This is a genomic window from Ramlibacter sp. WS9 (assembly GCF_003797765.1).
GTDB lineage: Bacteria > Pseudomonadota > Gammaproteobacteria > Burkholderiales > Burkholderiaceae_C > Ramlibacter.
On the sequence record NZ_RKMB01000036.1, the window covers coordinates 1 to 25,800 of the forward strand.

Annotated in this window: 28 protein-coding genes and 1 pseudogene; 13 read left to right on the forward strand and 16 right to left on the reverse strand. The window is 64.1% G+C overall.

The annotated features are described in order from the left end of the window. Nucleotides 1-150: 150 nt before the first annotated feature. Entirely contained in the window at nucleotides 151-1,731 is a 1,581-nt protein-coding gene (locus EEB15_RS29640; protein ID WP_141513584.1) for an MFS transporter, read from the reverse strand. Nucleotides 1,732-1,957: 226 nt separating this feature from the next. Here EEB15_RS29640 and EEB15_RS29645 point away from each other — a divergent pair, with 226 nt between their 5' ends. After that, entirely contained in the window at nucleotides 1,958-2,758 is an 801-nt protein-coding gene (locus tag EEB15_RS29645) for a hypothetical protein (RefSeq protein ID WP_141513585.1), read from the forward strand. A 4-nt stretch (nucleotides 2,759-2,762) separates the two neighbouring features. Next, entirely contained in the window at nucleotides 2,763-3,092 is a 330-nt protein-coding gene (locus tag EEB15_RS29650) for a hypothetical protein (protein WP_141513586.1), read from the forward strand. Here the strand turns inward: EEB15_RS29650 and EEB15_RS29655 are convergent. From EEB15_RS29655 to EEB15_RS29675, 5 genes and pseudogenes are all read right to left on the reverse strand, one after another. Continuing rightward, a pseudogene (locus tag EEB15_RS29655) lies at nucleotides 3,082-3,204 on the reverse strand (glutaredoxin); the annotation flags it as partial. The gene EEB15_RS29650 and the pseudogene EEB15_RS29655 overlap by 11 nt on opposite strands. A 30-nt stretch (nucleotides 3,205-3,234) precedes the next feature. Further along, the gene (gene fghA / locus EEB15_RS29660) at nucleotides 3,235-4,077 is read right to left on the reverse strand and encodes an S-formylglutathione hydrolase (RefSeq protein ID WP_141513587.1); all 843 of its coding nucleotides are present in this window, start codon (nucleotides 4,075-4,077) and stop codon (nucleotides 3,235-3,237) included. A 1-nt stretch (nucleotide 4,078) separates the two neighbouring features. Beyond that, nucleotides 4,079-5,185: an S-(hydroxymethyl)glutathione dehydrogenase/class III alcohol dehydrogenase gene (locus EEB15_RS29665; protein WP_141513588.1), complete on the reverse strand. Its 1,107-nt coding sequence runs from the start codon at nucleotides 5,183-5,185 to the stop codon at nucleotides 4,079-4,081. Then, nucleotides 5,182-5,433, reverse strand: a complete 252-nt coding sequence (locus EEB15_RS29670; RefSeq protein WP_141513589.1) for a DUF3820 family protein — start codon at nucleotides 5,431-5,433, stop codon at nucleotides 5,182-5,184. The genes EEB15_RS29665 and EEB15_RS29670 overlap by 4 nt, the downstream gene beginning before the upstream one ends. Before the next feature lie 24 nt (nucleotides 5,434-5,457). Further along, a complete protein-coding gene (locus EEB15_RS29675) occupies nucleotides 5,458-5,820 on the reverse strand; it encodes a translation initiation factor Sui1 (RefSeq protein WP_141513590.1) in 363 nt (120 codons plus the stop codon). Nucleotides 5,821-5,975: 155 nt separating this feature from the next. On the opposite strand from EEB15_RS29675, the gene EEB15_RS29680 reads away from it, so the two are divergent. The 7 genes from EEB15_RS29680 to EEB15_RS29710 all read left to right on the forward strand — a co-directional run bounded on the left by EEB15_RS29680 (nucleotide 5,976) and on the right by EEB15_RS29710 (nucleotide 10,444). Then, nucleotides 5,976-6,362 (forward strand): cupin domain-containing protein, encoded by a 387-nt coding sequence (locus tag EEB15_RS29680; RefSeq protein WP_233259670.1) that lies wholly within the window; start codon nucleotides 5,976-5,978, stop codon nucleotides 6,360-6,362. Between the two features lie 167 nt (nucleotides 6,363-6,529). Then, entirely contained in the window at nucleotides 6,530-6,910 is a 381-nt protein-coding gene (locus tag EEB15_RS29685; RefSeq protein ID WP_141513591.1) for a hypothetical protein, read from the forward strand. Nucleotides 6,911-7,083: 173 nt separating this feature from the next. After that, on the forward strand, nucleotides 7,084-7,587 hold the full coding sequence (locus EEB15_RS29690) for a hypothetical protein (protein ID WP_141513592.1): 504 nt from the start codon (nucleotides 7,084-7,086) through the stop codon (nucleotides 7,585-7,587). 63 nt (nucleotides 7,588-7,650) lie between these two features. Continuing rightward, nucleotides 7,651-8,850, forward strand: a complete 1,200-nt coding sequence (locus tag EEB15_RS29695; RefSeq protein WP_141513631.1) for a nitrate/nitrite transporter — start codon at nucleotides 7,651-7,653, stop codon at nucleotides 8,848-8,850. 63 nt (nucleotides 8,851-8,913) lie between these two features. Beyond that, nucleotides 8,914-9,516 carry a hypothetical protein gene (locus tag EEB15_RS29700; RefSeq protein ID WP_141513593.1) on the forward strand — a complete coding sequence of 201 codons (603 nt, stop codon included), beginning with the start codon at nucleotides 8,914-8,916 and terminating at the stop codon, nucleotides 9,514-9,516. Then, nucleotides 9,513-9,977 carry a hypothetical protein gene (locus EEB15_RS29705; protein WP_141513594.1) on the forward strand — a complete coding sequence of 155 codons (465 nt, stop codon included), beginning with the start codon at nucleotides 9,513-9,515 and terminating at the stop codon, nucleotides 9,975-9,977. The genes EEB15_RS29700 and EEB15_RS29705 overlap by 4 nt, the downstream gene beginning before the upstream one ends. Continuing rightward, on the forward strand, nucleotides 9,974-10,444 hold the full coding sequence (locus EEB15_RS29710) for a DUF4019 domain-containing protein (RefSeq protein WP_141513595.1): 471 nt from the start codon (nucleotides 9,974-9,976) through the stop codon (nucleotides 10,442-10,444). Before EEB15_RS29705 ends, EEB15_RS29710 begins: the two co-directional genes overlap by 4 nt. 491 nt (nucleotides 10,445-10,935) lie before the next feature. Here the strand turns inward: EEB15_RS29710 and EEB15_RS29715 are convergent, their stop codons facing one another. The 7 genes from EEB15_RS29715 to EEB15_RS29745 all read right to left on the reverse strand — a co-directional run bounded on the left by EEB15_RS29715 (nucleotide 10,936) and on the right by EEB15_RS29745 (nucleotide 21,437). Further along, nucleotides 10,936-12,372, reverse strand: coding sequence for a C25 family cysteine peptidase (locus tag EEB15_RS29715; protein WP_141513596.1), 1,437 nt, complete (start codon nucleotides 12,370-12,372; stop codon nucleotides 10,936-10,938). 5 nt (nucleotides 12,373-12,377) lie between these two features. After that, nucleotides 12,378-13,685, reverse strand: a complete 1,308-nt coding sequence (locus tag EEB15_RS29720) for a hypothetical protein (protein ID WP_141513597.1) — start codon at nucleotides 13,683-13,685, stop codon at nucleotides 12,378-12,380. Nucleotides 13,686-13,695: 10 nt separating this feature from the next. Continuing rightward, entirely contained in the window at nucleotides 13,696-17,421 is a 3,726-nt protein-coding gene (locus tag EEB15_RS29725; RefSeq protein WP_141513598.1) for a hypothetical protein, read from the reverse strand. Further along, nucleotides 17,418-19,478: a CHAT domain-containing protein gene (locus tag EEB15_RS29730; RefSeq protein WP_141513599.1), complete on the reverse strand. Its 2,061-nt coding sequence runs from the start codon at nucleotides 19,476-19,478 to the stop codon at nucleotides 17,418-17,420. Before EEB15_RS29730 ends, EEB15_RS29725 begins: the two co-directional genes overlap by 4 nt. 99 nt (nucleotides 19,479-19,577) lie before the next feature. After that, a complete protein-coding gene (locus EEB15_RS29735) occupies nucleotides 19,578-20,066 on the reverse strand; it encodes a GFA family protein (protein ID WP_141513600.1) in 489 nt (162 codons plus the stop codon). Between the two features lie 18 nt (nucleotides 20,067-20,084). Further along, the gene (locus tag EEB15_RS29740; RefSeq protein ID WP_233259671.1) at nucleotides 20,085-20,753 is read right to left on the reverse strand and encodes a DUF1345 domain-containing protein; all 669 of its coding nucleotides are present in this window, start codon (nucleotides 20,751-20,753) and stop codon (nucleotides 20,085-20,087) included. A gap of 90 nt (nucleotides 20,754-20,843) precedes the next feature. Further along, nucleotides 20,844-21,437 (reverse strand): DUF1080 domain-containing protein, encoded by a 594-nt coding sequence (locus EEB15_RS29745; protein WP_141513601.1) that lies wholly within the window; start codon nucleotides 21,435-21,437, stop codon nucleotides 20,844-20,846. Nucleotides 21,438-21,567: 130 nt separating this feature from the next. Here EEB15_RS29745 and EEB15_RS29750 point away from each other — a divergent pair, with 130 nt between their 5' ends. Further along, nucleotides 21,568-23,046: a DUF4214 domain-containing protein gene (locus tag EEB15_RS29750; RefSeq protein WP_141513602.1), complete on the forward strand. Its 1,479-nt coding sequence runs from the start codon at nucleotides 21,568-21,570 to the stop codon at nucleotides 23,044-23,046. Nucleotides 23,047-23,085: 39 nt separating this feature from the next. On the opposite strand, the gene EEB15_RS29755 is transcribed toward EEB15_RS29750, so the two are convergent. Both EEB15_RS29755 and EEB15_RS29760 read right to left on the reverse strand, forming a co-directional pair. Then, a complete protein-coding gene (locus tag EEB15_RS29755) occupies nucleotides 23,086-23,292 on the reverse strand; it encodes a hypothetical protein (RefSeq protein WP_141513603.1) in 207 nt (68 codons plus the stop codon). Between the two features lie 16 nt (nucleotides 23,293-23,308). Further along, on the reverse strand, nucleotides 23,309-23,998 hold the full coding sequence (locus tag EEB15_RS29760; protein WP_141513604.1) for a glutathione S-transferase family protein: 690 nt from the start codon (nucleotides 23,996-23,998) through the stop codon (nucleotides 23,309-23,311). A 240-nt stretch (nucleotides 23,999-24,238) separates the two neighbouring features. Between EEB15_RS29760 and EEB15_RS29765 the strand changes: the two genes are divergently transcribed. The 3 genes from EEB15_RS29765 (at nucleotide 24,239) to EEB15_RS29775 (ending at nucleotide 25,290) form a co-directional block, all read left to right on the forward strand. Continuing rightward, the gene (locus EEB15_RS29765) at nucleotides 24,239-24,466 is read left to right on the forward strand and encodes a type II toxin-antitoxin system ParD family antitoxin (RefSeq protein ID WP_141513605.1); all 228 of its coding nucleotides are present in this window, start codon (nucleotides 24,239-24,241) and stop codon (nucleotides 24,464-24,466) included. Continuing rightward, nucleotides 24,463-24,795, forward strand: a complete 333-nt coding sequence (locus tag EEB15_RS29770) for a type II toxin-antitoxin system RelE/ParE family toxin (RefSeq protein WP_141513606.1) — start codon at nucleotides 24,463-24,465, stop codon at nucleotides 24,793-24,795. The genes EEB15_RS29765 and EEB15_RS29770 overlap by 4 nt, the downstream gene beginning before the upstream one ends. A gap of 180 nt (nucleotides 24,796-24,975) precedes the next feature. Continuing rightward, the gene (locus tag EEB15_RS29775) at nucleotides 24,976-25,290 is read left to right on the forward strand and encodes a BON domain-containing protein (RefSeq protein WP_158290274.1); all 315 of its coding nucleotides are present in this window, start codon (nucleotides 24,976-24,978) and stop codon (nucleotides 25,288-25,290) included. A 35-nt stretch (nucleotides 25,291-25,325) separates the two neighbouring features. Here EEB15_RS29775 and EEB15_RS29780 read toward each other — a convergent pair whose 3' ends face one another. Next, a complete protein-coding gene (locus EEB15_RS29780; protein ID WP_141513608.1) occupies nucleotides 25,326-25,679 on the reverse strand; it encodes a DUF1428 domain-containing protein in 354 nt (117 codons plus the stop codon). Between the last annotated feature and the right edge of the window lie 121 nt (nucleotides 25,680-25,800).

Genomic DNA, 25,800 nt, shown 5'->3' on the forward strand with positions numbered 1-25,800 from the left:
GTGCCATGTCGAACGATTTTCTTTCACAAATTCTGGGCAGCGCCCGCGCTGCCCGAGTTGCCACCGAGGGCGCTGCCCAGAATTTGTGAAAGAAAATCGTTCGACATGGCACGCTCCTGTTCAGGAAGAAAGATCGCCCAGCTTAACCGTTCACCGCTCGGCAATGTAGTGCTGCATGGTGATGGGCTCGCCGGGTACCAGGAATTCGCGTACGCGTGCTTCCAGCGCCTGGTCGGCCATGGTGGCACGGGCGCGCTGGTGCAGGTATTCGGCCCAGGAAGTGACGATGAAGCGTTCCACGTAACGCGATGAATCCCCCAGGTCGCGGTAGATGCGCCAGAACGTGGCGCCGTCACGCCGCCTCGGTGCGCGCAGCAGTGTCACCACGTTGAGGAACTCCGCAGCCTCGCGCTCGTGCACCCGGTAGCCGATCTCCACCGCCACAGGCCCGTCTTCGGGGTTCGGCTCGGCTTCGACGAAGAGCTCTTGCCACGGCGTGCCCGGCGTCACCTCGCCCACTTCGCCCATGCGCAGCGGAAAGCGGCGCGCCAGCAACGGGCCCAGGGCCATGCAGACCGCCGCAATGCACAGCGCGACCGGGATGCCTGCCACGCCCGACACCGCGCCCCAGAACGCCGAACCGATGGCGAAAGAGCCCAGCGCGCTCAGCGTGTGCAAGGCCGCGGCGCGCGAGCGCACCCAGGGCGGCGCACTGGTTTGCGTGGCCGTGTTGAAGGTGGACATCACCGCCATCCACGCGGCGCCGCCGATCACGAGGGCCGCGTACACCACCAGGGGAATGCGCACTAACGCAGCCACCGCCATCACAGCGGCGAAGATCAGACAGCAAGCCCCGACCAGCGCTTCCAGCCCGAACCTGGCGCGCACCCGGCCCAACACGAGGCCCGCCGCCACCGCGCCGGTGCCCAGGCACGCCATCAACAAGCCGAAGCCTGCTGCGCCCAGGCCCAGCTGCTGCTGGCCGATGACGGGCAGCAGCGCCCACAGCGCCGCGCCGCTGCCGCTGTACGCCATGGTGCGTAGCAGCTGCGCCAGGATGATCTGTGAGTGGCGCGCAAAGCGCAGCCCACTCAGGGTTCCTGCCCACAAGCGTTCCGCTGGCAGCCGCGACTGCGGATGCGGCTTGGGTGGCCACCGGCGGATGGCCTGCATCATCACCAGGCCGCTGGCCACGGCCAGCGCGAACACCCAACCCGCCCCCAACTGCGCGAACACCAGGCCCGCCAATGCGGGCCCGAGCGCCCGTGCCCCGTTCCACGCCATCGACATCGCGGTGATGGCCTGCGGCAGGTCCTCGCGCGGGATGGTGTCGGCCACGGTGGAGTTCCACGCCGGCGAAAAGAGCGCCGTGCAACATCCCGCCGCGAAGGTGAAGAAGAGCAGCGTGACCGGCCCGGCCACCCCGGCCAATACCAGCAAGGCCAGCAGGATCACGGTCGCGGCTTGCACCGACAGCGCCGACAAAATGAGGCGTCGGCGGTCGGTGGTATCGGCAAGCACGCCCGAGGGCAGCGAGAGCAGGAACATCGGCAGGAAGACGGCCGTCTGCACCAGCGCCGCCAGAAATGAGGAACCGGTGAGTTCCACCATCAGCCACGAAGCCGCCATAGCCTGCATCGCGTTGCCGATGAAGTAGATGCCGCTGCTGGCCCAGAGGCCGCGGAATGCGGGCAGCCGCAGAGGGCTCCAGATCGAATGGGCAGGGGTCATCACGTTGATTATTGACGTATTGCGCAAACCTGCCGATTGCGATCCAGAACAGTGCATTGCATGAGGTTTGCGCACCATGATGGAACGAGTCGAAACTGTCTCTGCGAGAGGGGCAAATCTTTTGCCTGCGTTCCGGGTTTTCCCCTTGAAGAAAAAAAGGCAAACGAAGGCGTAATAGCCGCTTTGTCAAACGAACGAAAACATGAATCTTCTTCGCACTCTACGGTTGCTCGCGGTCACGCTGATGGTCGGTATCGTCCTGCCGGCAGCGGCACAAAATGTGATGACGCTGAACACCGTCGCGGTGGCGGGCAAACAGCGCATGCTCAGCCAGCGTGTGCTGAAGGCCTATGCGCAGTTGTCGTTGAGTGTCGGGCCCGACAAGGCCGCATCCATTCTCTCCACTTCGCTGGAAGAACTCCGCAGCAGCAACGGTGCGTTGCGGGCCATGGCCAGGGACGCCAATGGCGCCGCACTGCATGCTCAGGCAATGCTCATCGACAAGCTGGCGACGATAACCGCGACGCAGCCCACTGCGAGTTCGCTGCAGCAGGCCACGCTTGTCAGCGAGGAACTGCTCGCCAACGCCGAAGCCGTGACGCAGGCCTTCATCAAATCCGGGGCTGAAGCGCCTGCGGCCATGGTCAACCTGGCGGCACGGCAACGGATGCTGTCGCAGCGGGCGGCCGCCGCGTACTTCGTCTACCAGACAGCGGCGAAGTCACACGAACTAAAGACACGTGCAATGAAGGCCGCGTCCGAGTTCAAAGCCGCGATCATTGCCTTCGACGATGCGAGGACGGAATTTCCGCAGATTTCCGACCGAGTCGACATGGCACGCATGCAGATGGTCTTTTTCGACAATGCCCTGAGCAACATCGACAACCCCACGAAAGAGCAGTTCGCGACGATCGCCGCAACCAGCGAGCGCATTCTGAGCGAGATGGATGCGATGACCTCCGAGATCGTCAAGCAAATCGCGACGCGCAATGTGCTGCCCGCGACCGCATCGGCAAAAAGGAAGTAGTTCCATGATGCCAAGTTTCCGCGGCACGATGTTCAGTTGGGCGAGGTTGGCGGCCTCGTCTTCCCCCGAATCAAGCGGAGCGCCGACGGAGTGGGATGTCGCGCGAAACGGCGAGGGCTTGACCTATCGGCTCAGGCGCTGGCCCGACCTGCCCAGCCACGACCGGACGGCGGACGTGTACCGCACGCTATCGAGGATGAGCCATGGCCCGGTCGATCGCAACTGGATGCTCACCCATTCGGGACTGCAGGCAGAACGAGTTGATGCGCTCCTTCGGCTCCTGATCGCCGCAGGCGCGGTCGAGGTGGCCGCCGATCCGGACTTCAACCAGTAGCCGGCATCGTCTTGAATTCGCCGCTGTCGACCAGCTTCTGCAAATCGTTGTAGCCGCCCACCAGCGTGCCCTTGACGAACACCATGGGGAACGTCGGCCAGCCCGCGCGCATAACCGGCCGGTCGAGCCCGGCATAACAGGCCTACGTCAGCGCATGTGCATGGTGGGCGACGTGATCCGCCACGACGGTGGCGACGAAGAAGTACCCGTGGTCATACGCCTTGTGTCGCCGCAGCTCCAGCGGCTGGCCCGCCGCGGCGCAGGCAGCCTCCAACAGCTCCGGCCGCAACTGCGACTCCAAGAACTGGTCGGCCAACCCTTGATCGACCAGCAGCTTAGGCGCCCGCTTCCCCGAAGCGATCAATCGCGTCGCGTCGTGCTCAGCCCACCGCGCCGTGTCATGACCCAGGTAGCCGCCAAATGCCTTGTGCCCCCACGGCACTTCCATCGGCGCGCAGATCGGCGCCAACGCCGACACGCTGCGGTACATGCCGGGGTGACGCAAAGCCAGCGTCAACGCGCCATGCCCACCCATTGAATGGCCGAAGATGCCGGCAGCGCCGCGTGACGCCCGAAACGCCCTCGCCACCACCTCTGGCACTTCCTCGGTGATGTAGCTCTCCATCCGCCAATGCTTCGCGTACGGCACCTCCGTAGCGTCCAAATAGAACCCCGCGCCGATCCCGAAATCCCAATCCTTGTCCGCGCCCTCGACCCCTGTGTTGCGCGGGCTCGTGTCGGGCGTAACGATCATCAGCCCGTGCTCCGCGGCGTACCGCTGCGCACCCGCCTTGATCGCGAACGTCTGCTCGTTGCATGTGAGACCGGCCAGGTAATACAGCACCGGCACCGGGCCTTGCGCGATCTGCGGCGGCTGGTACACGCCGAAGCGCATCGGCAGGCCGATGACATCCGACGCATGCTCGTAGAAGCCCTGCACACCGCCGAAGCAGGCGTGCTCCTCCAGCGTCGTCAAGCCCTCCATCTCAGAACACCACGACCGAGCGGATCGACTCGCCGGACTTCATCAGATCGAAGCCCTTGTTGATGTCTTCCAGCTTCAGCGTGTGGGTGATCAGGTCGTCGATGTTCAGCTTGCCTTCCATATACCAGTCGACGATCTTCGGCACGTCGGTGCGGCCGCGCGCGCCACCGAAGGCCGAGCCCTTCCACTGCCGGCCCGTCACCAGTTGGAACGGGCGCGTGCTGATCTCGGCGCCGGCCGGTGCCACGCCGATGATGATGCTCTGGCCCCAGCCCTTGTGGCAGCACTCCAGCGCCTGGCGCATGGTGGTGGTGTTGCCGATGCATTCGAAGCTGTAGTCGGCGCCGCCGTCGGTCAATTGCACGATGGCATCGACCACGTTCTCGTGGTCCTTGGGGTTGATGAAGTGCGTCATGCCGAACTGGCGGGCCATCGCTTCGCGGCCCGGATTCAGGTCGACGCCGATGATCTTGTCGGCGCCCACCATCTTGGCGCCCTGGATCACGTTGAGCCCGATGCCGCCCAGGCCGAACACCACCACGTTGGCGCCCGCCTCCACCTTGGCGGTGAAGATCACGGCACCCACGCCGGTGGTGACGCCGCAGCCGATGTAGCAGACCTTGTCGAACGGCGCGTCGCTGCGGATCTTGGCCATGGCGATCTCGGGTGCGACGATGTAGTTGCTGAACGTCGACGTGCCCATGTAATGCAACACCGGCTTGCCATCGAGCGAAAAGCGCGCCGTGCCGTCCGGCATCAGCCCCTTGCCTTGCGTGCCGCGGATCAGCTGGCACAGATTGGTCTTGCGCGACAGGCAGAACTTGCACTGACGGCATTCCGGCGTGTAGAGCGGGATGACGTGATCGCCCTTCTTCAGCGATGTGACGCCCGGCCCGACATCGACGACGACGCCCGCGCCTTCATGGCCCAGCACCGCGGGGAACAGCCCTTCCGGGTCCGCGCCCGACAGCGTGAAGTAGTCGGTGTGGCAGATGCCGGTGGCCTTGATCTCGACCAGCACTTCGCCGGCGCGCGGGCCGTCCAGGTCAAGGGTTTCGATGGTGAGGGGTTGGCCTGCTTGCCAAGCCACTGCTGCGCGTGTTTTCATCGGGAGTCCTTGTTTTGTGAAAGCGGAGGGCGCGGGGCGCCGGACCGCAATGGTGTCAGCAACGGCGCCAGGCCGTTGTGGTCGATCTCGAGCATGAGCGCCAGCAAACGGCCGAGCTCGCCGGGCGGAAAGCCCTCGCGCGCGAACCACGCGAGGTAGTTGCCCGGCAGGTCCGCGATGAGGCGGCCCTTGTACTTGCCGTAGGGCATTTCGCGAGTGACGAGCAGTTGCAGCAGCTGGGGGTCCACCGGCCGATTATGGTGGAGCGGAAGTCAGCCGCCGGCCCGCTTGACGGTGCGGCCCTGCGCCTGCAACAGCGCGATCACCTTCTCGCAGTGATCGCCCTGCACTTCCACCACGCCGTCCTTCACCGTGCCGCCGGAGCCGCAAGCGGCCTTGAGCTGTTTGGCGAGTTTGTCCAGCTCCGCCGCTTCCAGCGCCAGGCCGCGAACGACGGTGACGGCTTTGCCGCCGCGGCCCTTGGTTTCGCGTGAGATGCGGACGATGCCGTCCGACGGCGGCGCGGGTCTGGCTTGCTTGCAGATGCATTGCGCGGCCGGCTTGCGGCAAACCGGGCACATGCGGCCTGCGTCCGTGGAATAGACAAGGCCGCCAGTGGTAGAGCGAGATTTCATGCGACCCGCATTATCGCAACTGGACGGTGAGGCACCGGGCCGTTCAGCTGATGTACGACATCCACAACAAATGGTTAATGCAAGGCGCACGCATGCCACGCATACCGTTGCCAGGCATACGATGGGTTCCCCGCGTTTACTTTGAAGGTGATGTCATGCCTGCAACCATGGAAAAGATGGCGTTGGAAAAGAAGTCCGCAGACCGCCCGGACGAAGTGCGGCCGTTCAAGGACGGCAAGGGGAAGATGGGTGTCTTCGCGTTCGGCGACAAGACCATGGGCCGTGGCGAGTTCGAGCCCGGCTGGCGCTGGAGCCAGCACGTGAAGCCCATTGCGGGAACCGATTCGTGCCAGGCCACGCACACCGGCATCGTGCTCGAAGGCCGCATGGTGGTGAAGATGCTCGATGACGGAACCGAAATGGAATACGGGCCGGGCGATGTCTTCTACATGCCGCCCGGACACGACGCATGGGTGGTCGGCAAGGACCGCTGTGTTCTCTTCGACTTCACAGGCGTGGCGCAATACGCCAAACCCCGTTGAGAGCGACACGTGGATGCCATCCGGCTCGGCGTCGAAAGAACAGTCCAGTCGGCATCGGCTGACAGGCATTGTCGATTTGCCCTGCATACGCCTCAAGCCGTCAGGTCTGCAATGACAGACGCCCCCCAACAATAGTGGGGGTTCGTTTTTCACTTCTAGGAGTAGACATGCCCATGCAAACCGAACAGTTCAAGGAACGAATCAACCAGATCGAACAGTGCGTGGACGAGGCCCAGACCTGCGTGCAGCAGAGCCAGGCGTCGCCAGAACTGCGCCAGAGCGTCGAAACACTGCACCAGCAGGCCCGGCAGATCAAGCAGCAGATGCAAGCCACAGGTGGGCAGCAACAGCAAGGCGGCCAGCAGCAGCAAGGCGGCCAAGGCGGCCAGGACCAGTTGCAACAAGCCGTGAACCAGCTCGAGCAAAGCGCCGACCGCGCCGAGCAGGCCTGCCGCTCGGCCGGCAACGTCGACCCGAAAACCCAGCAGGCCGTTCAGCGCGCGCACAACGAAATCTCGAATCTGAAGAAGCAGATTCAGATGGGCTGACGCCCGAAACTGGTTGTCATTGCGAGCTCCGACCCGCAATGACAACCCCCTTTTCAATTTCCCCTAATCACCGCTCATTTGTGAGCCCATCCACGAAACAGCTTGACCTCAAGTCGACTTGAATTCGTATCGTTGGTGTTCCCCTTAGCATTGACTGAACCAGGAGCCCCACGATGCACACCCTTCCCTCCTTCGCCGCACAAGTGCGCGACATCTTGAAAGACGACAACACCCCCGCCGGCCGCGACAAGGTCGCCGCGCTCCTGCGCGATGCACTGGCCGACCGGCCTTTTGTCGAATCGCTCTTCGATGACGCGTCCCCCGAGCGGAAAGTCGTCTACCAGGATCCGCAACTTGGCTTTTGCATCCTGGCGCACCGCTACACCGACGCCCGCAACGGCCCGCCGCACGACCACGGGCCGTCGTGGGCGATCTACGGCCAGGCGGATGGTGAGACGGTCATGAGCGATTGGGACGTGATCGAGCCCTCGGCGCCCGGCCAACCCGGCAAGGTGAAGAAGGTGCGCGAATACGCGCTGGCACCCGGGCAAGCCCATGTCTACAACGAAGGCGAGGTGCACGCGCCGAGCCGCGCGGGGCCGACGCGGCTGGTCCGCATCGAAGGGACCAACCTCGAAGGCGTGGCGCGCGGCGCCTACAAGCCCGCGGCGCAATAGCCCTGTAAAGTCGCCGGGGTGCCGCTTGAACAACAGTCCCTGAACCACCGCGCCGCCTGGCCGATGCTGCTGATCCTGATCGGCGGCTTCGCGCTCAGCCAAGCCTTCCGCACCGCGGCGTCCATCATGGCGCCCGCGCTGGCCAAAGACTTCGGCCTGTCGCCGCAGCAGCTGGGCCTGTTCGCCGCGGCATTCCACTTCTCGTTTGCCGGGCTGCAGCTTTTCATGGGCATGGCCATCGACGTCTACGGGCCGCGCCGCACCATCGTTACCGTGTTCCCCCTCGCCGTCGCGGGGGCGCTGGTGATGGCCGCGGCGCCCAGCTACCCCGTGCTGATCTTCGGCCAGGTGCTCACCGGCATCGGCTGCGGTCCCGCGTTTCTGGTGTGCACCGTGTTCATCGCGCGCAGCTTCGAGCCGGGCCGGTTTGCCGCCGTCAACGGCGCGGCGCTGGGCATCGGCTCCGTCGGCCTGCTGCTCACCGGCACGCCGCTCGCCTGGATCATCGAGGCCGCGTCGTGGCGAGCCGGCTTCGTGGCGCTGGCGGCCATCGCGGCCATGGCGTGGCTGGCGATCTTCGTCTTCGTGCGCGATGGCCACGACACCACCGCACCCCGCCAGCAGCTCAACGTGCTGGCCGCGCTGCGCGGTTATGGCGAGCTCTTTCGCCTGCCGCACACCCTCGGCATCTTCGCTCTGGCGCTCACCACCTACTCGTCCTTCATGACGCTGCGCGGCCTGTGGCTCGGGCCGCTGCTGATCGAGCGCCACGGTTTCAGCCTGGTGCAGGCCGGCAACGTGGCCATCGCCATTTCCATCGTCGGCATGATCGGCCCGCCGCTCTTCGGGCGCGTGGACCCGGGTGAGGAACACCGCCGCCGCTGGATCATGACCTGCGCCCTCGCCAGCGCCGCACTGTTCCTGGTGATGGCGATGAACCTCGGCGCGGCCGCCGACGTGGTGCTGGCCCTGGTCGTGAGCCTGCTCGCCGGCTTCGGCACGCTGCAGTACGCGGATGTGCGCTCGGCCTATCCGCCGCACATGACGGGCCGCGCGATGGCTGTTTTCACGATGGCGATGTTCCTGGGCGTGGCCGTGATGCAGTGGGTGACCGGTGGCGTGGCCAGCGCGGCACATGCGTTGGGGGTGGAGACGTATGGCGCCGTGCTGGGCGCGATCGCTGTTTCGCTGGCGATGGGGGCGGCGGCGTTCAAATTGTTACCTGCGCCGACCGGCAAGGCAGCCATTTCCTCATCCACTTGAAGGAGGACGCAGCAAGACCTTCTGCGTACACTCCGGCTCCCACGCCACCGTGCGGGAGGTGCCATGTCATTCGATCAGCAAGTCTTCTTGCAATCCGTTTTGCTGTACCTGCTATGGGTCTGCGGCCCGCTCATCCCGGCGGTTCTGATCTATCGCCTGTTTCCAGACACCAAGGTGAGCGCGCAGGGGCCGCTGTCCAACCTCACGATCCGGGCCGGAGGGGCCTTCGCCGCGTACATCATCGTTTTTCTGGTGGCTTACCCGCTCAGCGTGCGGCAGCACGCGATTCTGGGCGCCTCGCTCAAGCCGTACTGGACATTGCAGGCCGAGGTGATCGCCAGCGACGAGCAGGGCAAGCCGATCATGTACAGCAACTTCTACAACGGGATGAACGTCACGTTCGCGCCGGAGATCCAGGTTGTGACGGGCAGGCAGGTCACCTTGAAAGTGCCCATGACGGGTTTGGGAAACGGCTGGCCCAAGATCACGTTTCAAGTCCCGCATTACGGCGGTGTGACCATCGACCCGGCGGCCTACCAAAGCCGGATGGAGATCGACGAGTTCGCGAAAGAGGTGAAGATCAACGGCGTCATCCCGCTTGAAAAGTTCGTGCCCGCCGGGTTCGGCCTGAAGCCCGCGCCCGTGATCGAGCTGGGGGCACCATGAAAGCCGTCCGCTGGGGCGCCGTGGCCGCGCTGACTGCCGCGCATGGCTTCGCCGGCGCGGTCGAGTGCCCCGTCAAGGGTCCGGAATTTCTGAGGGCTGCCACCGACAGCATGTGGGCGGTCGTCGAATCCCGAGTACTGGCGGGCGACGGTGGCTGCTCCGTCGTGGGAAGCGCCGTGCTGTCGGCAGGCGCGGCCGCCGGTGACGGCGTGACGTGCGAGAGCACCTATTTTCGCGGCGGCAAGCTCAAGGCGAACTGGAAGATCGAGCGGATGCAGTTTGCCGGTGCGGAGGTGAAGTTCCCTCCCAGGCCGCCCGGCGGGGACGGTGGCGCCCAGGTGGTCGTTCAGACACGCGCCGAGCGCGACACCTCCAGTTCATTGAACGTTGTCGGCGTCACGCTGTCGACGACGGAGGGCGACTGCACCGCCTGGCGTGCAGCGTTGATCGGGGGCCAATGATGGGAACACCGCATCTGTTGCGTCGGCACTTTCTCCCCGTCGTGGGGCTTGCCCTTGCGGGCCGCAGTTGGGCCGGCATGCTCCCCAACCAGGTACCCCAGCAGGAACAGGGGATCCAGGTCGCCACTGAATTCCTGCGGCGGCTCGACGCCGGTGCATACGACGCCGCCTTCGCGCTCGTCAGCCGGCGCGTTCAAGCGCAATTCCCTTTCCCGCAGTTCGTGAAGCAAGTGCAATCGACGCGTGCGCGTGCAGGCCCGCGCATCATCAATCGAACTTTGGTCGGAACGCAGGGGTTGGATCGTTCAGCAGCGTCGGCATTGCCAAACAGCGGCGGCCAGGCGCAATGGACGATCCGGTTCCGCTCGGTGTCCTCCGCCGGCGCGCTTTATGAAGACGTGCACATGGAAGTCGATGAAACCCGAAGATGGGCCGTCGCGGGGTGGTTCATCAGCCCGGCTGGATGACCCGGCGATCTGGGACCTCGCGGCAACGCCGTGCACGGCCGGGCCGCGGCGCGATGGCTACGGCGTTGCAGTGAGACGGTGGCGTGCCACCGGTGGCGTGTCACTGTTTTTGCCGACGGCGGAGGGGTGGCCCTCCACCGGTGGCGCGCCTCAATGTTTTGCGAAGCTGTGCGTGGGCGGGCTGCGGCGCGAATAAAGCTCAGGCGCTTGCGGCGGGTGACCCCGCGACCCAGCACGGCTTCAGCCGTGCGACCGTTTCATGCTCGCGAAAACTGTTTGAGTCGCAGCGCAGCGGAGGCGAGTTTTTTCGCGCGGGTCGCGGGGTCTCCCGGCGCAAGGAATTCGGCTGGAGCTTGCGATAGCAAGCGATGCCGAACGCCGTAGCCATCGCGCCGCAGCCCGCCCACGCACAGCTTTGCCGCGAGGTTCAACGAACGCAAAAAGTGAAAAGACATGGATTGCGGTTCAAGCCCGCAATGACAGTCCTGAGCCTATGCTGCCGCAGCTTGCGCCCGCAATTTCACGGCCGGGTCTCCAAGGATCACGTAGTTGCGTGCATCGTCTCGCGCGATCCAGAGGCTCAACAACGCGGCGTCGCTCACCTCGCCGCCCGCTGAACGCTCGTCGAGCAATTCCAACAGCTCCGTACTCAACGTTCCCCACTGCGTGTTGAACTGGTCCGTCGCCTGGCCGACCCGGGTGCCGATCATCAACTGCCCGACCACGTCACGAAAGCCCTGCGTCTGCGCCTTGCCGCGCTGCGACTGGAAGCTGCTCGCCCATGCCTTGTCGATGTGGCCGAGCGATGCGAGCGTGCCTCCACCGGGGTGCGCCATCAGGGCTTGCGGCAACCGGGCCGTCATGGCATGAGGCGCGACGCGCTGCGGCTGCCCCATGCGGTTGAAGTTGTCGAACTCCGGCGTGCCCGCGCCATAGCACGCGAAGAAGAAATGAATCATGCCGTGGATGCTGGCGTCGGCAGGGACGTCCGACGCGGCGAACCAATGGCTTTCGCCGATGCTCCCGTAACCCGGCCAATCGTTGCAAACCAACGCACCCTGGTTGTTCGCAAGCCTTGCGTCGTCCGCCGCGAAGGCCATTCCGTGACTCCCGGTGAACAGGATCGATGGCGTACCGCGCTCGGCACCGCGCAAAACGCCCATCAAGTTTTCCTTCGTTGCGGCGTCCTCGAACAAGGCGTTCACCTTGAAGCCGAATTTATCGCCGATGGACTTCTTGGGTCCTTCACCGAACGCCAGCGGCTTTGCGACCTGGTTCGTGAAGAGCTGTGTCGCCCGGTCGAAGTCGTGGCACGTGGCGAACATCGCGATCTCGCGCATCGTGGCCAGCGCAAGGTCGCTCTCGTGTGCGACGACGCTTTCCGCGTACTGCCTGTACTCCGCGGTGGTCGGAAAATCGATGCGGCCCACACCGGCAACGATGTCGAGCGAGTACTGGAACGAGAACGGAATCTGCGATGGGTCGCCCACCACCACGAGATAGTAGGGAACTCCCAGATCCGGGTCGATGATGTTCAGCGACGCGCCGCGGCGCATGAGCCATTTGTTCGCGGTGTCGCCCACCCGATAGCCATCCGCGCCCTGGAATATCTTGAACCGATCGCCGGCCTCGGCCCGGCGACGCTCGACCAGCGGCGACAAGGCCTCTAGCAGCGGCGCAGGGTCCACTTCCGCCGAAAATATCAGCCCCCACCCCACTTCGTCCAGCTTGTCCGCGTCGAACCCCGAGAGCACACCGAAATTCGCTTCCGTGACCTTGTACGCCAGTGCTTTCACAAGCGACGCCGAAGCCTGGTCATCCTTGCCCAGGAGCGCGTTCAGGTCCTTCTCAGAAACGCCTTCGATCGGGCGCCCCGTTGCAGCGGAAATGCCGAACGGAATCGGGGTGTTGGATTCTTCTTCGTCCATGGGTATCAGGCGGGCAGCGCCGCTTGCCAGATCACATGGGCCACCTCGGGCCCGTCGATGTCGCTGTGCGCGCCCGCGAAGCCACCACCCTTGGCGATGTACGTGGAGCCGTCGAGGTTGTAGATGCCCTTGGGCTTGAACGCATAGTTGCCATCGGCCGGCAGCATCGGCGACTGGACTGCGGCGTCGATGCCGCAGATGCCGAACGCACCGATCGCGCCGAACACGGGGAGTGCCTCATAGGCAACCTGGCCTGCAACGCCGGCTGCCCACGGATAGAGGGTGCCAACAGCCTTGTCGAACTTCGAGCGGGTCGTGACGAGAGCGCCACTCACCTTGCCGTCCGGAACCAGACGGCTGAAGTAGCCAGCGACGCCTTGCTTCGCGGGGATCGACGGCGCCAGTGCCCAGAGCGACATCGCGCCCTGCACCAACACGCAGGAGTCGACCGGCCGCGGCAACGCAGTGGTGCCGCCGGGGCCGCCCAGCGCGGAACACATGACGATGCAACCAAAGCTGTGGCCCATGAGGTGGATTCGCACGTTCGGTGCGGCAGTCTGGATCCGGGCGAGCAAGGCGTGCAGGCTCTTCTCTCCCACCGTTTTCGCGCGCTTCTTCATCGTCCAGAAGCTCAATTGCTGCAGCGGGGCCAGCAGGCTGCCGAACGAACCGGAGCCGAACGACACGCCCTCCTCGGCGTCAAGCACGGCCTGATCCGGGTCGAACGCTTTGCGGTCAGAGGCCGGGTCTCCACCGACGCCCTCGCTGCTCAACCCGAGCGCGGCATCCAGTTCCAGGTAGGCAGCGCGAGCGGTCGGCGTGAGTTCTTCCGCCGCCGCATTCTTGCGCAGGTCGCCGAACAGCTTTTCCAGCGCCGCGCGCACTTCCGGCGTGTCACCCAGAGCATCAGCATAGAAATCCACGTATGCCTGCTCGGATGCCGCGCCGCTGGGCGCGAAGCTGTTGCCAGAGACCAGCCCCTCGTTGCCCCAAGCGAGGCTGGGCCAATGGAACCCGATGTGCATCTCGTTGAAACCCGGTGCCTTCTGCGCCATCTTCTGGCGGTCGGGTTGGAGCTTGTCGAAGGCGCCGATCCAGCGGTCGTATTGATCGAACGCTTCCTTCACATCGCCTTTCCAGCCGTGGCTCCAGAAGAAGACGTCGCTCACCTTTCCTGCCGCGAGTTCAGCGATCACCGCGTCGCTCATGCGCCCCGCCGGAATGTCCGGATCGTTGGCCGCTTCGACCCCGTCTTCGTTGACGGCGAGCAGCCGGTATTGCGCGTTGGTGCCGGGAATTTTTCTGATGGGCATGGGGACTCCTTTATTTGACGGGTTTGCGGCAAGCGACCGGCTTTTCTTCGACCTGTTGAAAGTACTTCTTCAGATCGTCCGGACTGAACGAATCACGCGTGACGAACGCGCAGGCTTTCGCCGACCACGACGCAATATCGAGGTTCCACAGCGCGGTGCCTGCCGCCCCGTTCGACACCAGCCAAAGCCCATCGGCGCTGATGGACAGCGACATGATGCGCGAGGTGTGAAAGTCCTGCGGCAGATGCAGAGGCTGGGCGTGTGCGGGATGCATGACGAACAGCTTGCCGTCGTCGTCACCCGCCACAATGACACCGTTGGCGCTCACCGCCAGGGCCGTGGTGACGCTTGTCGAATCGTCTTTGTGCACAGGCGCGGGCAGCTCGGCCGCCCCGCCGACAGGAACAGAAAACACCAGCCCCGCGTAGTTGCCGACGAACAGCCGGCGCCCTGTCGGCTCGAAGGCAATCGCCAACACTTCTCCTCGGTACATCGTCTTCTGGATGGCTTGCGCGGCCGGCACCACCTGCGGGCACCCGCCAGCGTCCAGCTTCACCGTCCACATTGAAACCGTGTCGCCGTGCACCGCGGCGAAGTCGTGCGAGTTCGGGCGGAACGCGGCCATGCGGATCTTCTTGGGCTCGAGTTCGAGCGGGACGTCGGCTTTGCACAAGCGCGCTTTCGCCGGCTCCTGCGCAAGCGACAAGAATCTCATGTCGAAATGAACATCCGGCGCGGCGGTTTTCGTGAGCGCGAGCGCCACGGCTCCGTCATCGCTGATCGCGAGCGAGCGGATCTCGCCCCCAGGCGGGAGATCGAGCACCTTCGTTTCGACTGTCTTCAGGTCTTCGCCGCGATGGACCCGGATGCCGTTCTTCTGCGCCGCGATGAGCATCTTCGCCTTGGGCGCCCATGCCAACGCATCGGTGCCGGCCGCGGGCAGCTGCTGCGAGCGCGCGATATGCCCGCTTGCGTCCAGCACATGCATCTTGACCGCAGCGGTATCCGAGGTCACCAGTGACAGCTTGTCCATGCCGACAGCCAGCAGGCCGCCCGTCGCGCGCGCGTTGGGGGCGTGCGCGATCGTCTCGCCATAGGGATGGCGCGCGGCCGCCAGGCTCACGCGGAACACGCCGCCCTTCTCGGTGGTGACATAGACGCTGTCCGGCTTTTCGGCCAGGGCCACAGCCGTCAGTTGCCGGGGAATCTCGATCAGGGTCACGGCCACGGGAGCGCCCTTCCCCTCCGCCGGGAAGGACCACAACTTCAGGCGCCCGTCCCATCCCACCGAGAGCAACCGCCCATCCGCCAGGTATTTCAGCTGGGCCACGTTGTCCGAATGGGCGTCCAGCACGCGCGTGTGCGTCCGTGTGGCCACGTCCCAAAAATGGATCCGGCCCGCACGGTTGCCCGCCGCCACGGTTTTCTCGTCGGGGCTCACCGCCAAGCTGTAGAGCGCGCCCTTGAAGTCGCTCTCGCGCGGCTGTGCCACGAGCTTCTTGCGATCCGGCGACAGCTTGCCGTCTTGCACGGCAATCAAGGTTACGGATTCCGTGTCGGCCAAATCCGCGGACGCGAGCCAAGACCCGCCCGCGAACGGCACGATTCCCGATATGCGCGTTGCCTGCTTCGATGTCGACATGAGCCGTTCGCCTTCAGGCACCTGCTCTTGCACATTCCATGCGGCCACGACGCCGGCTTCGTATCCGGCGATCAAGGCGCCCTTTGACTCCGCAAGCACCCGGACGGGGCCGTGCATGAGCGGCAAGTGGGATCCGGCGCCTGCGGGCGCCACCAGCTTGACGAGCTGCTGCTTCTTCTCGATGTCCCAGACAGAGATGCCGCCCTCGCCGCCGCCGATCGCCAGCCGCCCTTGCGCCAGCAATGCGAGGGAGCGAACGCCCCGTGGGTGAGCTTTCTGCATGAGAGCTTGATCGGGCGCCCAGATTTCCTTGCCGGTCTTGAGGTCGTGTACCGAAACGATGAATCGGTCGAAGCCCGTTTCCGCGATCACACGGAAGCGGTCGTCGGACCAGGCCTGCTTGGTGTTGCCCCCACCCAATGTCTCGACCGTCTCGATCTGCCGAGTGCGGTGAAGCAGTTCGACCAGCACGGCGCGGAAATCGAAACCCACGAGCCCGTTGTGCTGCTTTTGAAGATCCGTCCCGGCGACAACCGCCAGTGCCGCGAGTTCGAGGCTTGGCTTGCTGCCCAGAATCGTTTGCAGCGCCGCCTGGGTGGCGAGAACGTTTCTCGTCGAGAAGAGGTTCGCTTTTGCCTGGAGGTACCCGCTGTTCAAGTACGCCATGCCGGCAAGCAAGCAGGCAAAGACGCCTGCGAGGCCCCAATGCAGCATCAGGTCGCGCTTTCTCTGCGCCTGGTAGTCGCGGAACGCACTGAGAAACCGGTTCTCCACTTCAGAAAACTCGCCGGGCTCCTGCAAGAACACCGGAATGCTGGCGCGGCTCTTGTTCGAAATGGCCTTGAAGAATCTCGTTTGCTCGCCCCCCACATGCCAGAAGCGCGCGAGTTCCTGCCACACCGTGGCGTCTTTCAGGCGCCACTTCTCGATGCTGGCGCGAACGGGCCCGCACAAGCTGTCGTGGGAGAGTTCGAACCACTGCCCGTCCTGTCGGCTTTGCGCGCGGACGAGATGCGTTTCCTGCAGGGCCTTCAGCTCCGCTTCCGTGGGGCAATCCGTATCTGCCGGGTCGATGGTGGCCTGGGCCCTCAGCCCGCTGGGCGTGAGCAGCTTGCGGTCGATCCAGTGGCGCAGTTTGCGCGCCCGGGTTTCGTCAGCCGCCACCTTCGCGAGCGACTCGTTGCAGTACTCCTCCAGCGCGACTTCCGGCTTGAAATCGACGAGGTCTTCGACACGGATGGTCTTGATCTCTTTGTCGCCGGCCCTTTCCGCCAACCGCGCCCACAGGCCCGCGCAGATCACCTGCAACTGAACCGGTTCGACGGAAACACCGGGCCGGCTGTCCAAGTGCCCGTCCGCGGTGCGCACACGGATCTTGCTCAGGTCGGCGACCAGGGCTTGCGCAGCGTTCTGCCCGTCCGTCTCCGGAAAGGTCACCCCGCTCATCGCCACGGGCCCCTTCACCGCTTCCACGCCCTGCGCAACGGTGAGCAGGTTGAGCCTGAAGGTGTTCGTCATTCGGGTGGGGACCAGCTCGCGAAACGGGTCGAGCCACGAGAAGTATTCCTCCCGCATGCTGAGGATGAACCACACGGGGCTTTGCTCGCGCCCCAGCAACTCGCCCAGCTGCTTGAAGAAGGCTCGCTGGTCGGCAACGTCGATACCGGGCGTGAACACTTCTTCGAACTGGTCGATCACCATCAGCAGCCGCTTGGGGCGCGTGCCTGTTTCAATCGGGATCCTGTTGAAGTAGTCCAGCAGCGTATCGCCCGGCTCGATCTTGCCGAGCCCCGCGCCTTCGAGCTGCTCCAGGACAACTTGCGCGAGCCAGTTCGAGGCGCCTTCCTTGCCCGCGGTGGGTGCGCCCCAGAGGCGCATCACCGGGAGCACATGAAATCTGTCCTTCAATCTGCTCAGGAGCCCGTTCTTCGCCCGGATCAACGAAGTCTTGCCCGCGCCCGACGGTGCGTAGAGCACGACAACACGATCTGCCACCACGCGATACCGCAGCTCCTCGAGCTCCTCATCGCGCCCAAAAATCTCGTTCCTTTCGGCGAAGGGGCTGGGGCCTACATACGGGCATTCCATGGTCATGCCCCCTCCGAGGTGCGGCGCTGGAGTTCTTTGACGAAGGTGGGCACGTCACCCCAGTAGAGCTTCAACTTGGCCTTTTCCTGCAGGTACTCTTCGATGTACCGGCGCGCACTGCCCGGGTCCAGGATGCTGTTGGGATCGATCTGCACCGAGAAGTGCTCGTAGTCCTTGCGCAAGTCCTGCCCTGGCAAATTCAGCAGGCTGCGGAACAGCACGCGAAACTCCCACGCTTCGGCCTGGAAGCCGACGAAGAGCAAACCGCTGTCGGTCAGGCGATGGCGCACGGCCGAGGGAATGGATTCCGCGCTGGCGGTGGCCTTCGTGAGGTAGTCGAAGTATTGGTCTTCCGTCATCACCAGAGACCGGGGCTCCGCCAGATCGCCGAACAGCTTCACGACGATCGGAAACTTCTCCGTGGGGCCGGCCATGGAGATCGACTTGGCCTCCTCAACGTACTCGTCGTCCTTCTTTTCGGCGAACTTGTTCCAGCGAAGCAGCCGTACCCTGGGTCTCGCGCCTTGTTCGCGCAACGCGTCCACCAGCAGGTCGCTCGGGTCCGTGGTGACGTACACCGGCAGCTTGAAGCTCGCCAGCACCGCGTGCGGCTCCGAGGCATCGGCGGCACGCAGCCGTGCGCCGACCTGGGAAACCATTTCCCCCAAGCGGCTCAGCACCTCGTGTTCCTTGAGGCTCTTGAACTCTTCCGGCACCAGATCGGCATGCCGCTCCAGCAAGCCCCTGTAGACATGCAGGTAGAACTCGCGCCTGGGGAACGCGCCCTGCCGCATCACGGCCAGGTATTGAGCGACCTGCGGCAGGTCTTCGATCTGGTTGCCGCTCATGGGGTACCGGTACATCTCTCCCCACAAAGCGGCCAGCTCGCGACGGCTGCCGAACAGCGCTTCGGCCATCGATGGGCCCAGAACAGGCGTGCATTCGCGGGCGTTGAGGTTGCCCACGATGGAAGCCCATGGGTCGATGCCGTCGTCTGATTTGCCGAAGCCGGGCCGGTACCAGATTCGCGCGCTGTCGAGCCGCGTGAACACGACGGGCATCCACCAGTCCGGCCGGTCGAGCACCGCGGCACGCGCGGCCGCCGCCGCGCGATCGACTTCGCCGTGATTGGCGAGCTCCGCAAAAAACTTCGGCATGAACCGCGACGCCGTCTGCATCGTGAGATTGCCCTGCATGGCCAACACCGCGGGCACGCCCTCTTTCGCCAGCAGCGGGCCCAGCGCCGTCAACGCGTCTTTCGTCGGCATGCCCGTTCCCGAGCTCTGGCAAGAGCACAGCACCACCAGTGTCGGCCCCTTCTCCAACGCGCCGATCCTCGCCGCCAGCTCTTGCCCGTCGACCAGGTCACGCCCGCCGTCCGCGCCCTCGAGCCAGAGCTTGGGCCCCTTGGATGTCATCGCTCCGTGGCACACCAGGTAGAGGATGTCGACACCCTCAGCCAACCCGGCGAGAAGGCCTTCAGCCGTCGCCTGGCCGCCGGACGCGAGCACCGTCGGCACCAGCGGCGAAAGTGCCTGTTGCGCGACCGACACCTCGGTGGGCACGTCGATCTGCGCAAAGTCGGCGTTCAAGCCACTGGGATTGGCCACCACGATCAGCGCCTGCAGCCCTTGCTTCGCGCGCAGCTTCGGCAAGCGCAGCTCGCGGCTGAACAGGTAGCGGGAAAAAATGCTCTGGCCCGAAAGGAGCAGGAAGCTGTCGTCACGCGGATCGGTCAGCGTCTCCCACCGCAAACTGTGCAGGGCCGACGCACCCGGATCGATGCGCAGCCGGACCCGCAATTGCAGGCCGGCGTTTTCGGAACGCGCCTGGGCCGCGACCAGCGCGTCACGGATCGCAGGCGGCCCGAAGATCGCCTGGGACAGTGCCTTGCCGCACTCGCGCGGGTCGGGAGAAAAGTGCTCGGGAGCGGCCGCGCTCAGCGTGATCGGCACATTCGGCGTGATGCTGTCGCCTTCGTCTACCCGATGCCGCGCGCCAACCTGAAAATTATCTTGAGCATCTCGCTGGATGACGATCTCAAGCTCTGAATAGAGCTTCATCCCTCAACGTGCCCGGTCTTGAGCCTCAGTCGAAATCGCATGGACCCCTCTCTTTGTGAGGGCGAGTATATGCACCGCCCCGAGCAAAGTCATCCCAATTCAGCGGTGCGGCCCCTTGGACTCGTGCCATTGCGCGAGCGACATGCTGGGATATTCCTCGAAGCGCGGATCCTCGGCATTGCCTTCAACCTGCACCCATGGCGCCTTGGAGCCGAGCATGATGTGCACGTTCTCGGGCGGCGGCGGCAGCGGCGTGTCGATCGCGCTGGCGTGCGGGTGCACCAAGTCAGGCCATCGCGGATCCCACGCCCACAGCGCGCTTCCGCAGCGGGAACAAAAGTAGCGGCGCGCCTCGCTCAGATGGGTTTTCGTTTCGCCCTCCTCAGCGATGCGAGCCTGGTAGATGCCAAGGTATCGCTTGCCCGTCACCTTCATGCTGTGCGTGGCAGCGCCCAGATTGATGGCATAGCCGCCGCCACCGGCCGTCTTGCGGCAGATCGAGCAGTAGCAACGCATGAACGGCACCGGTTCTGGCGCATCGACGGTGAACCTGACCTTCTGGCAGTGGCAAGAGCCTTCCAATCGCATGACTTTCCTTTCGTGTCACTACCGAGCGCCCACCAGGCTTGCCGCGATGTTGATCGTCAAGCCCAGGATCGCCAGGTTGAAGAAGAAGCACAGCACCGCTTGCGCCAGCACCGTTGCGCGCATCGCGGTGGTTCGCACCGCCACATCCGATGTTTGCACCGCCATGGAGATCGTGAACGCGAAGTACATGAAGTCCAGGTACGACGGCGACTTGAGCTCCTCTGGGAACTGAAGCGGCAGGCGATGGGCGGGCGCAGAGTAATACATGTGTGCGTAGTGAAAGGTGTAGAGCGCGCCGATCAGCAGCCACGACCCCACCACGGTGAGCAGCGTGACGCCATACACGAACAACCGGCTTTCGCCGTTCTCGCGGCCGTGTGCCAGCTCCACCATGATGGCCGCAAGGCTCAGCACGGCGGCGGTGCACATCAACACCAGCAGGCCCGCGCTGCTGGCGTCTTCCTGTTGGGCGATGCCGCGCACGCCTTCGGACGTGACGCGCAGCATCAGCCAGACGAGCGCCGCAAGGTAAGGCCAGACGCCGAGGTTCCAGGCCACCAGCACACGCGCGGTGAACGTCCAGGCTTCAGGAAGGAAGAAGAACGCAGCCACCGCGCCCATGCCCGCGGCAAGGAGCCGGGGCCGGTGCAGCCCGGCTTGGCGGAAGCGGCTGGCGAATGAACTCACGCGGTGGAGGGTACCACCGGGTGCGTGCACGTGCGGGCCTCCCCAAGTCTGTCATTGCGGGCTCGACCCGCAATCCATGCCTCCAACAGCTCAGAGCGGCTTGATCTCCACCTTGCGCCACTTGATCGTGCCCCGACCCCATTGCAGCGCGACCGGGCCACTGGCGAGCTTTGCGTGGCGGGTGTCGACCGTTTTCACACCGTTGAGCACCAGCACGAGATGGTCGCCCTTCATGGTGATCTCATAGGTGTTCCACTTGCCGCCCGCCTTGGGCATGGGCGAAACCGGCGCGACCTTGACGATGGCGCCGGTGCCGTACGTCGGATCCGGGCGCTGGTCAAAGATGTTCGCCTCGTAGCAGTTTTCGTCGGTGATGTTGGCCGGCTCCTGGCAGCGCATGAAGATGCCGCTGTTGGCGTCGTCGCTCGACCAGAACTCCGCGCGGACCATGAAGTCCTTGTACGAATTCTTCGTCACCAGATAGCCCGGCGTCTTGCCGCCGCTGCTGGCCTGGATGGTTCCTTCCATCATCTTCCAGTCGGCCCCGCCGATGCTGGTGAAGTTATCCATCCCCCGATCGCCATCGACCAGGCTCGTCCAGCCGCCCGCACCCATGTGGCCGCAGCCCGCCAGTGCAAAGGCCAAGGCGAAGCCGCCACCCAGTTTGATCAACCCACCACGCATGCCTGTCTCCTGTTGTGTTTGCAGTGGCATGCTAACCGCGTGGGTGGTGAATGGAAAGGCGCGGCCAGCTCATCTGCTGATACAATTTGTCACTTAGGCCCTTTGTTTTCTGAAGGGCGGGAGGCAATTCTTGGACTCGACAAACACGAAGATCTCGCAGTTGTATGCCGCCCTGTTCGGTCGCGCGCCCGACTGGGAGGGGTTGCAATACTGGAAGTACTTGATGGATCTGGGGCAGATGGCGGTTGTGGCCGACCAAATGTTTGCCACCGCGCCCGCCCGCGCCTACTTCCCCAACGAAGCGACCAACGAGCAGGTCATTGCGTCTTTCTACGTCAATGTGCTGGGGCGAATTGCTGACGCGGAAGGCTTGGCCTTTTGGACGGCGCAGCTCAATAAGCCAGGCGCGACACCAGGATCCGTCATCAGCGCAATGATCGACGTCATCGCCCATTACACCGGCACCGACCCCGCAGGGCTGGTAAGTGCGGCTCTTTTCAATAATCGAACTGCCGCGGCGCAGTTCTACGCCGAAGGCGGCGGCTCGGTTGCCAATGCTACGCAGGTGCTCGCGGGCGTGACCGCGCAAGCGCAGTCGGTGCTCGATGCACGCGTGATCGAGATGCAAAACGTCGGCGGCCAAGTAAACGTCGGTGGATATACCGACATCACACTGAGCAACCTGACAGGCAACCTGGAACTTTCCAACGTGGCCGACGGCGCTGTCTTTCACATCGGCCAAGGCGTGGGCAATTTTTACGTGCTGGCGCATATGCACAACGACAACGAAGTCGTCGCCGGCAACGACTTGTCGGTGCATCTGGCTCCCAACAACGATTTCAGCACACTGACATTGCTGGCAATCTCCGTAGACGATCTGACGCTCGTGATGCCGCCAGCGGAATCTGCGACTCCGCTTGGCAACCATGTGAATTTGAGCAGCATCAGTCACCTCGATTCGCTCGTTGTCACCGGTGAAGCCCCCGGCGGACTCTTGTTGTCTTATGTGAATGCCGACGTCGTTGACTTGTCTGGCTTTGTTGGCTCTGTTGGAGTCAATGCGGCTGCCGTGGGTCGTGTGATCGGCAGCAGCGGTGCGGACGAGATATATGCGAATGGCACGGTCGGAAGCGTCGAAGCAGGCGCCGGAAACGACATCCTTGGTGGCCGCGGCGCTGTCAAACTTCTGGGCGGCGCTGGGGCTGATCGATTCATTTTCAGCGACCACCCCGAGCTGCAACTGCCGATCGTTGGAGACTTCAAAAAAGGCACCGATACCCTGGACCTTCATCCGCTGGTGACAAATTTCAGCTATCCGAATCCGAATGTAGGCGCCGATTTCGATTACGGCACGTGGTATTCCAAAAAGATCTCCCTCGCTTCGGGCGCCAGCTTCAACGCCTACCTCAATGCTGCGGCAAGCAAGCAGCCGAGCTCCACGCACGCAGCTATCACTTGGTTTCAGCACGGCGGCGATGCCTACGTGGTGGTAGACAACAGTTACGCGCAATCCACGTTTCAGAACGGCGCCGACAGGCACATCAAGCTGGTGGGCGTGACGGACCTAAGTACGTTGACGTTTGACTCTGCTCAGGGCTTGCTTCACTAATTCGGTGCCGCGCACCGCCTGTCGAGGCCCAGTGGCCAACTACTCGGGCACACCCACCCCCAAATACTGCCCGATCCAATACGGCACACCCGCCAAGCCTGCCAAGCCGCCCACCGCATTCAGCACCCACCCCAGGGTGCGCTGCCAGTTCCTCCCGGGCGGTGCAGTCAAAACCAGACCCACGCCGATCAAGAGTGGCACAAAGAAATAGATTGCCAAGAGTTGGAAGACGGCCAGGCGCAACATCAGACTCCCCTGCTTTTCAACTTGCCGCCAACCGCGCGTTCTGCGGAAACAACGCCTTCTTCGCCTCGTCATCCACTTCCTGCTTGAACACGAAGCGCTCCTTCAGCGCCTCGGCCCGCTGCGCGGCGGGGCGAGCGTTGATGGCGTCGAGGTGGCGTTTGACGTGGGGGAACTGCGCCCACCCCTGCTCACCCATCAGGCGCGGGATGAGGCGCGCCCAGCCCCACACCGCCATGTCCACCAGCGTGTACGTGTCGCCCAGCATCCAGCGCTTGCCGGCCAGCTGGCTGTTGACGATGCCCCAGTGCCTTTCGGCCTCGAAGGTGTAGCGGTTGACGGCGTACACCTTGGGTTCTGGCGCGTAGAGCTTGAAATGCATCGCCTGCCCGCAATACGGCCCGATGCCGGTGGCCACGAACATCAGCCACGAATACATCTGCGCCCGCTCGGCCGGCGTGTCGGGCGGCAGGAACAGGCCCGTCTTCTCGGCCAGGTACAGCAGGATCGCGTTGCTGTCGAACACCGCGGCGTCGCCATCGACCAGCGCCGGCGTCTTGCCGTTGGGGTTGATGGCGCGAAAGGCCGGAAGGTGCTGCTCGCCCCTGCGCGTGTCCACCGGGATCACCTCGTAGGGGAGGCCGGCCTCCTCCAGGTAGAGGGCTACCTTCAGCGGGTTTGGGGAGGGATGGTAGTGGAGCTGGAGCATCACTCATTCTAGGGTTGCCCACTGGCGCGCCAAGCGGGTCGTCGGATCGATGGACGACGAATGGTTCGATGGCTTGCGCCAGCGTGCGCGCAGCCGCCGCGCCGCATGATGCGCAAGGCGGTAGTACGTCGCAGCCAGGCCCAGAAAGACATCGAAATGAGGTCATCGATGGGCTTGGTGGGCAAGGGCAGGATCTTCGGACTTTGCCAAATTTTGCCATGATGGCTATCATCGACAGCCATGGGCACCATGAACATTTCCCTCCCCGATTCACTGAAGGCGTTCGTTGACGAGCAGGTGGAGCAGCGAGGCTACGGCACCAGCAGCGAATACGTGCGCGAGCTGATTCGCAAGGAGCAGGAACGCGCCCAGCTGCGCCAGCTCCTGCTGGACGGCGCCAACTCCGGTCCCGGGGTGAAGGCCGACGAAGCCTTCTTCAAGCGATTGCGCAAGCGGGCCGGCGCGTGACGGCCAAGCCGGCGGTGCTGCGGCCCGCCGCGGTTATCGATGTGGAGGACGCCACCGCCTACTATGCTCAGGAAGGTGGCACCGCATTGGCCACAAGGTGGGTCGGAGCCCTCGAGGCGGCCTTCCGCCACATCAGCTTGCACCCCGCGACGGGTTCGACGCGCTATGCCGCCGTCCTCGATTTGCCCGGGCTGCGGTTCTCGGCTGTGACGCGCTTCCCCTATCTGATCTTCTATCTTGAATGCGACGATCACCTCGATGTTTGGCGGGTGCTGCAGGCGCAGAAGAACATTCCTGCGTGGCTGGCAGAGCAAGACAAGATCGCCTGACGCGCCTCAGGGGTTTAGGGAGGGGTGGTAGTGGAGTTGGAGCATCACGGCATTCTAGGCAGGTGGCCTGCGCGCCTCATCCATGCACGCTGACCGCCTGAAGTGGTGCATTCCTACATGACCCAAGGCCCGGCAATCGCACGATCGTCTCTGTTCCTAACGAGTAAGAAAGACGACACCATGAAGACATTCATCATTGCTGCAGCCACTGCACTGAGCCTTGCCGGCTGCGCCGGAATGATTGGCGGCCAGGGCGGCCCGACGCGCACGGCCGGCCAGGCCATTGACGACGTGACCATTGGCACCAAGATGAAGACGGCGCTCGCCGCAGACCCGGAACTGAGCGCAATCAAGATCAACGTCGACACGACGCAGGGCAACATGCGCCTGCGCGGCGAGGTGAAGTCCATGGCGCTGCGCCGCAAGGCAGAAGACATGGCCCGCAAGATCGAAGGCGTGAAGTCTGTCGACAACCAGCTGATGGTCACTGGCTGACCCGCAGCGCCCGCCTGAACAGCGCCTGCCTGAAGTCAGGCGTTGAGGATCATCTCGAAGCCCCCGTAGATCAGCCGCTTGCCGTCGAACGGCATGGGGTTGGTCTCGGGGTTGAACCGCGGATCCTCCATCATCTTCTTCCACGCGTCGTCGCGGACGGCCTTGGACGGCCAGGTGACCCATGAGAACACCACCGATTCGTCGTCCTTGCGCTGCACAGCCATGGTGAACGACGTGACCTTTCCTTCCGGCACGTCATTGCCCCAGGTTTCGACAACCTGAAGCGCACCGTATTCCTTGAACGCGGCGGCAGCCTTTTGCGCATGCTGCAGGTACTTCTCGCGATTGGCGGTCGGCACGGCGGCCACGAATCCATCGACATAGTTCATGCGAAATCTCCTTTGATGAGGGCCGGCGAAGTGCGGCCCATAACGATACGACGAACGAGGCGGCCCGTTCTCGACATGGGCTTGTAAAAATGGGTTGCCGAGATGAAATCCGGCGTGTTGG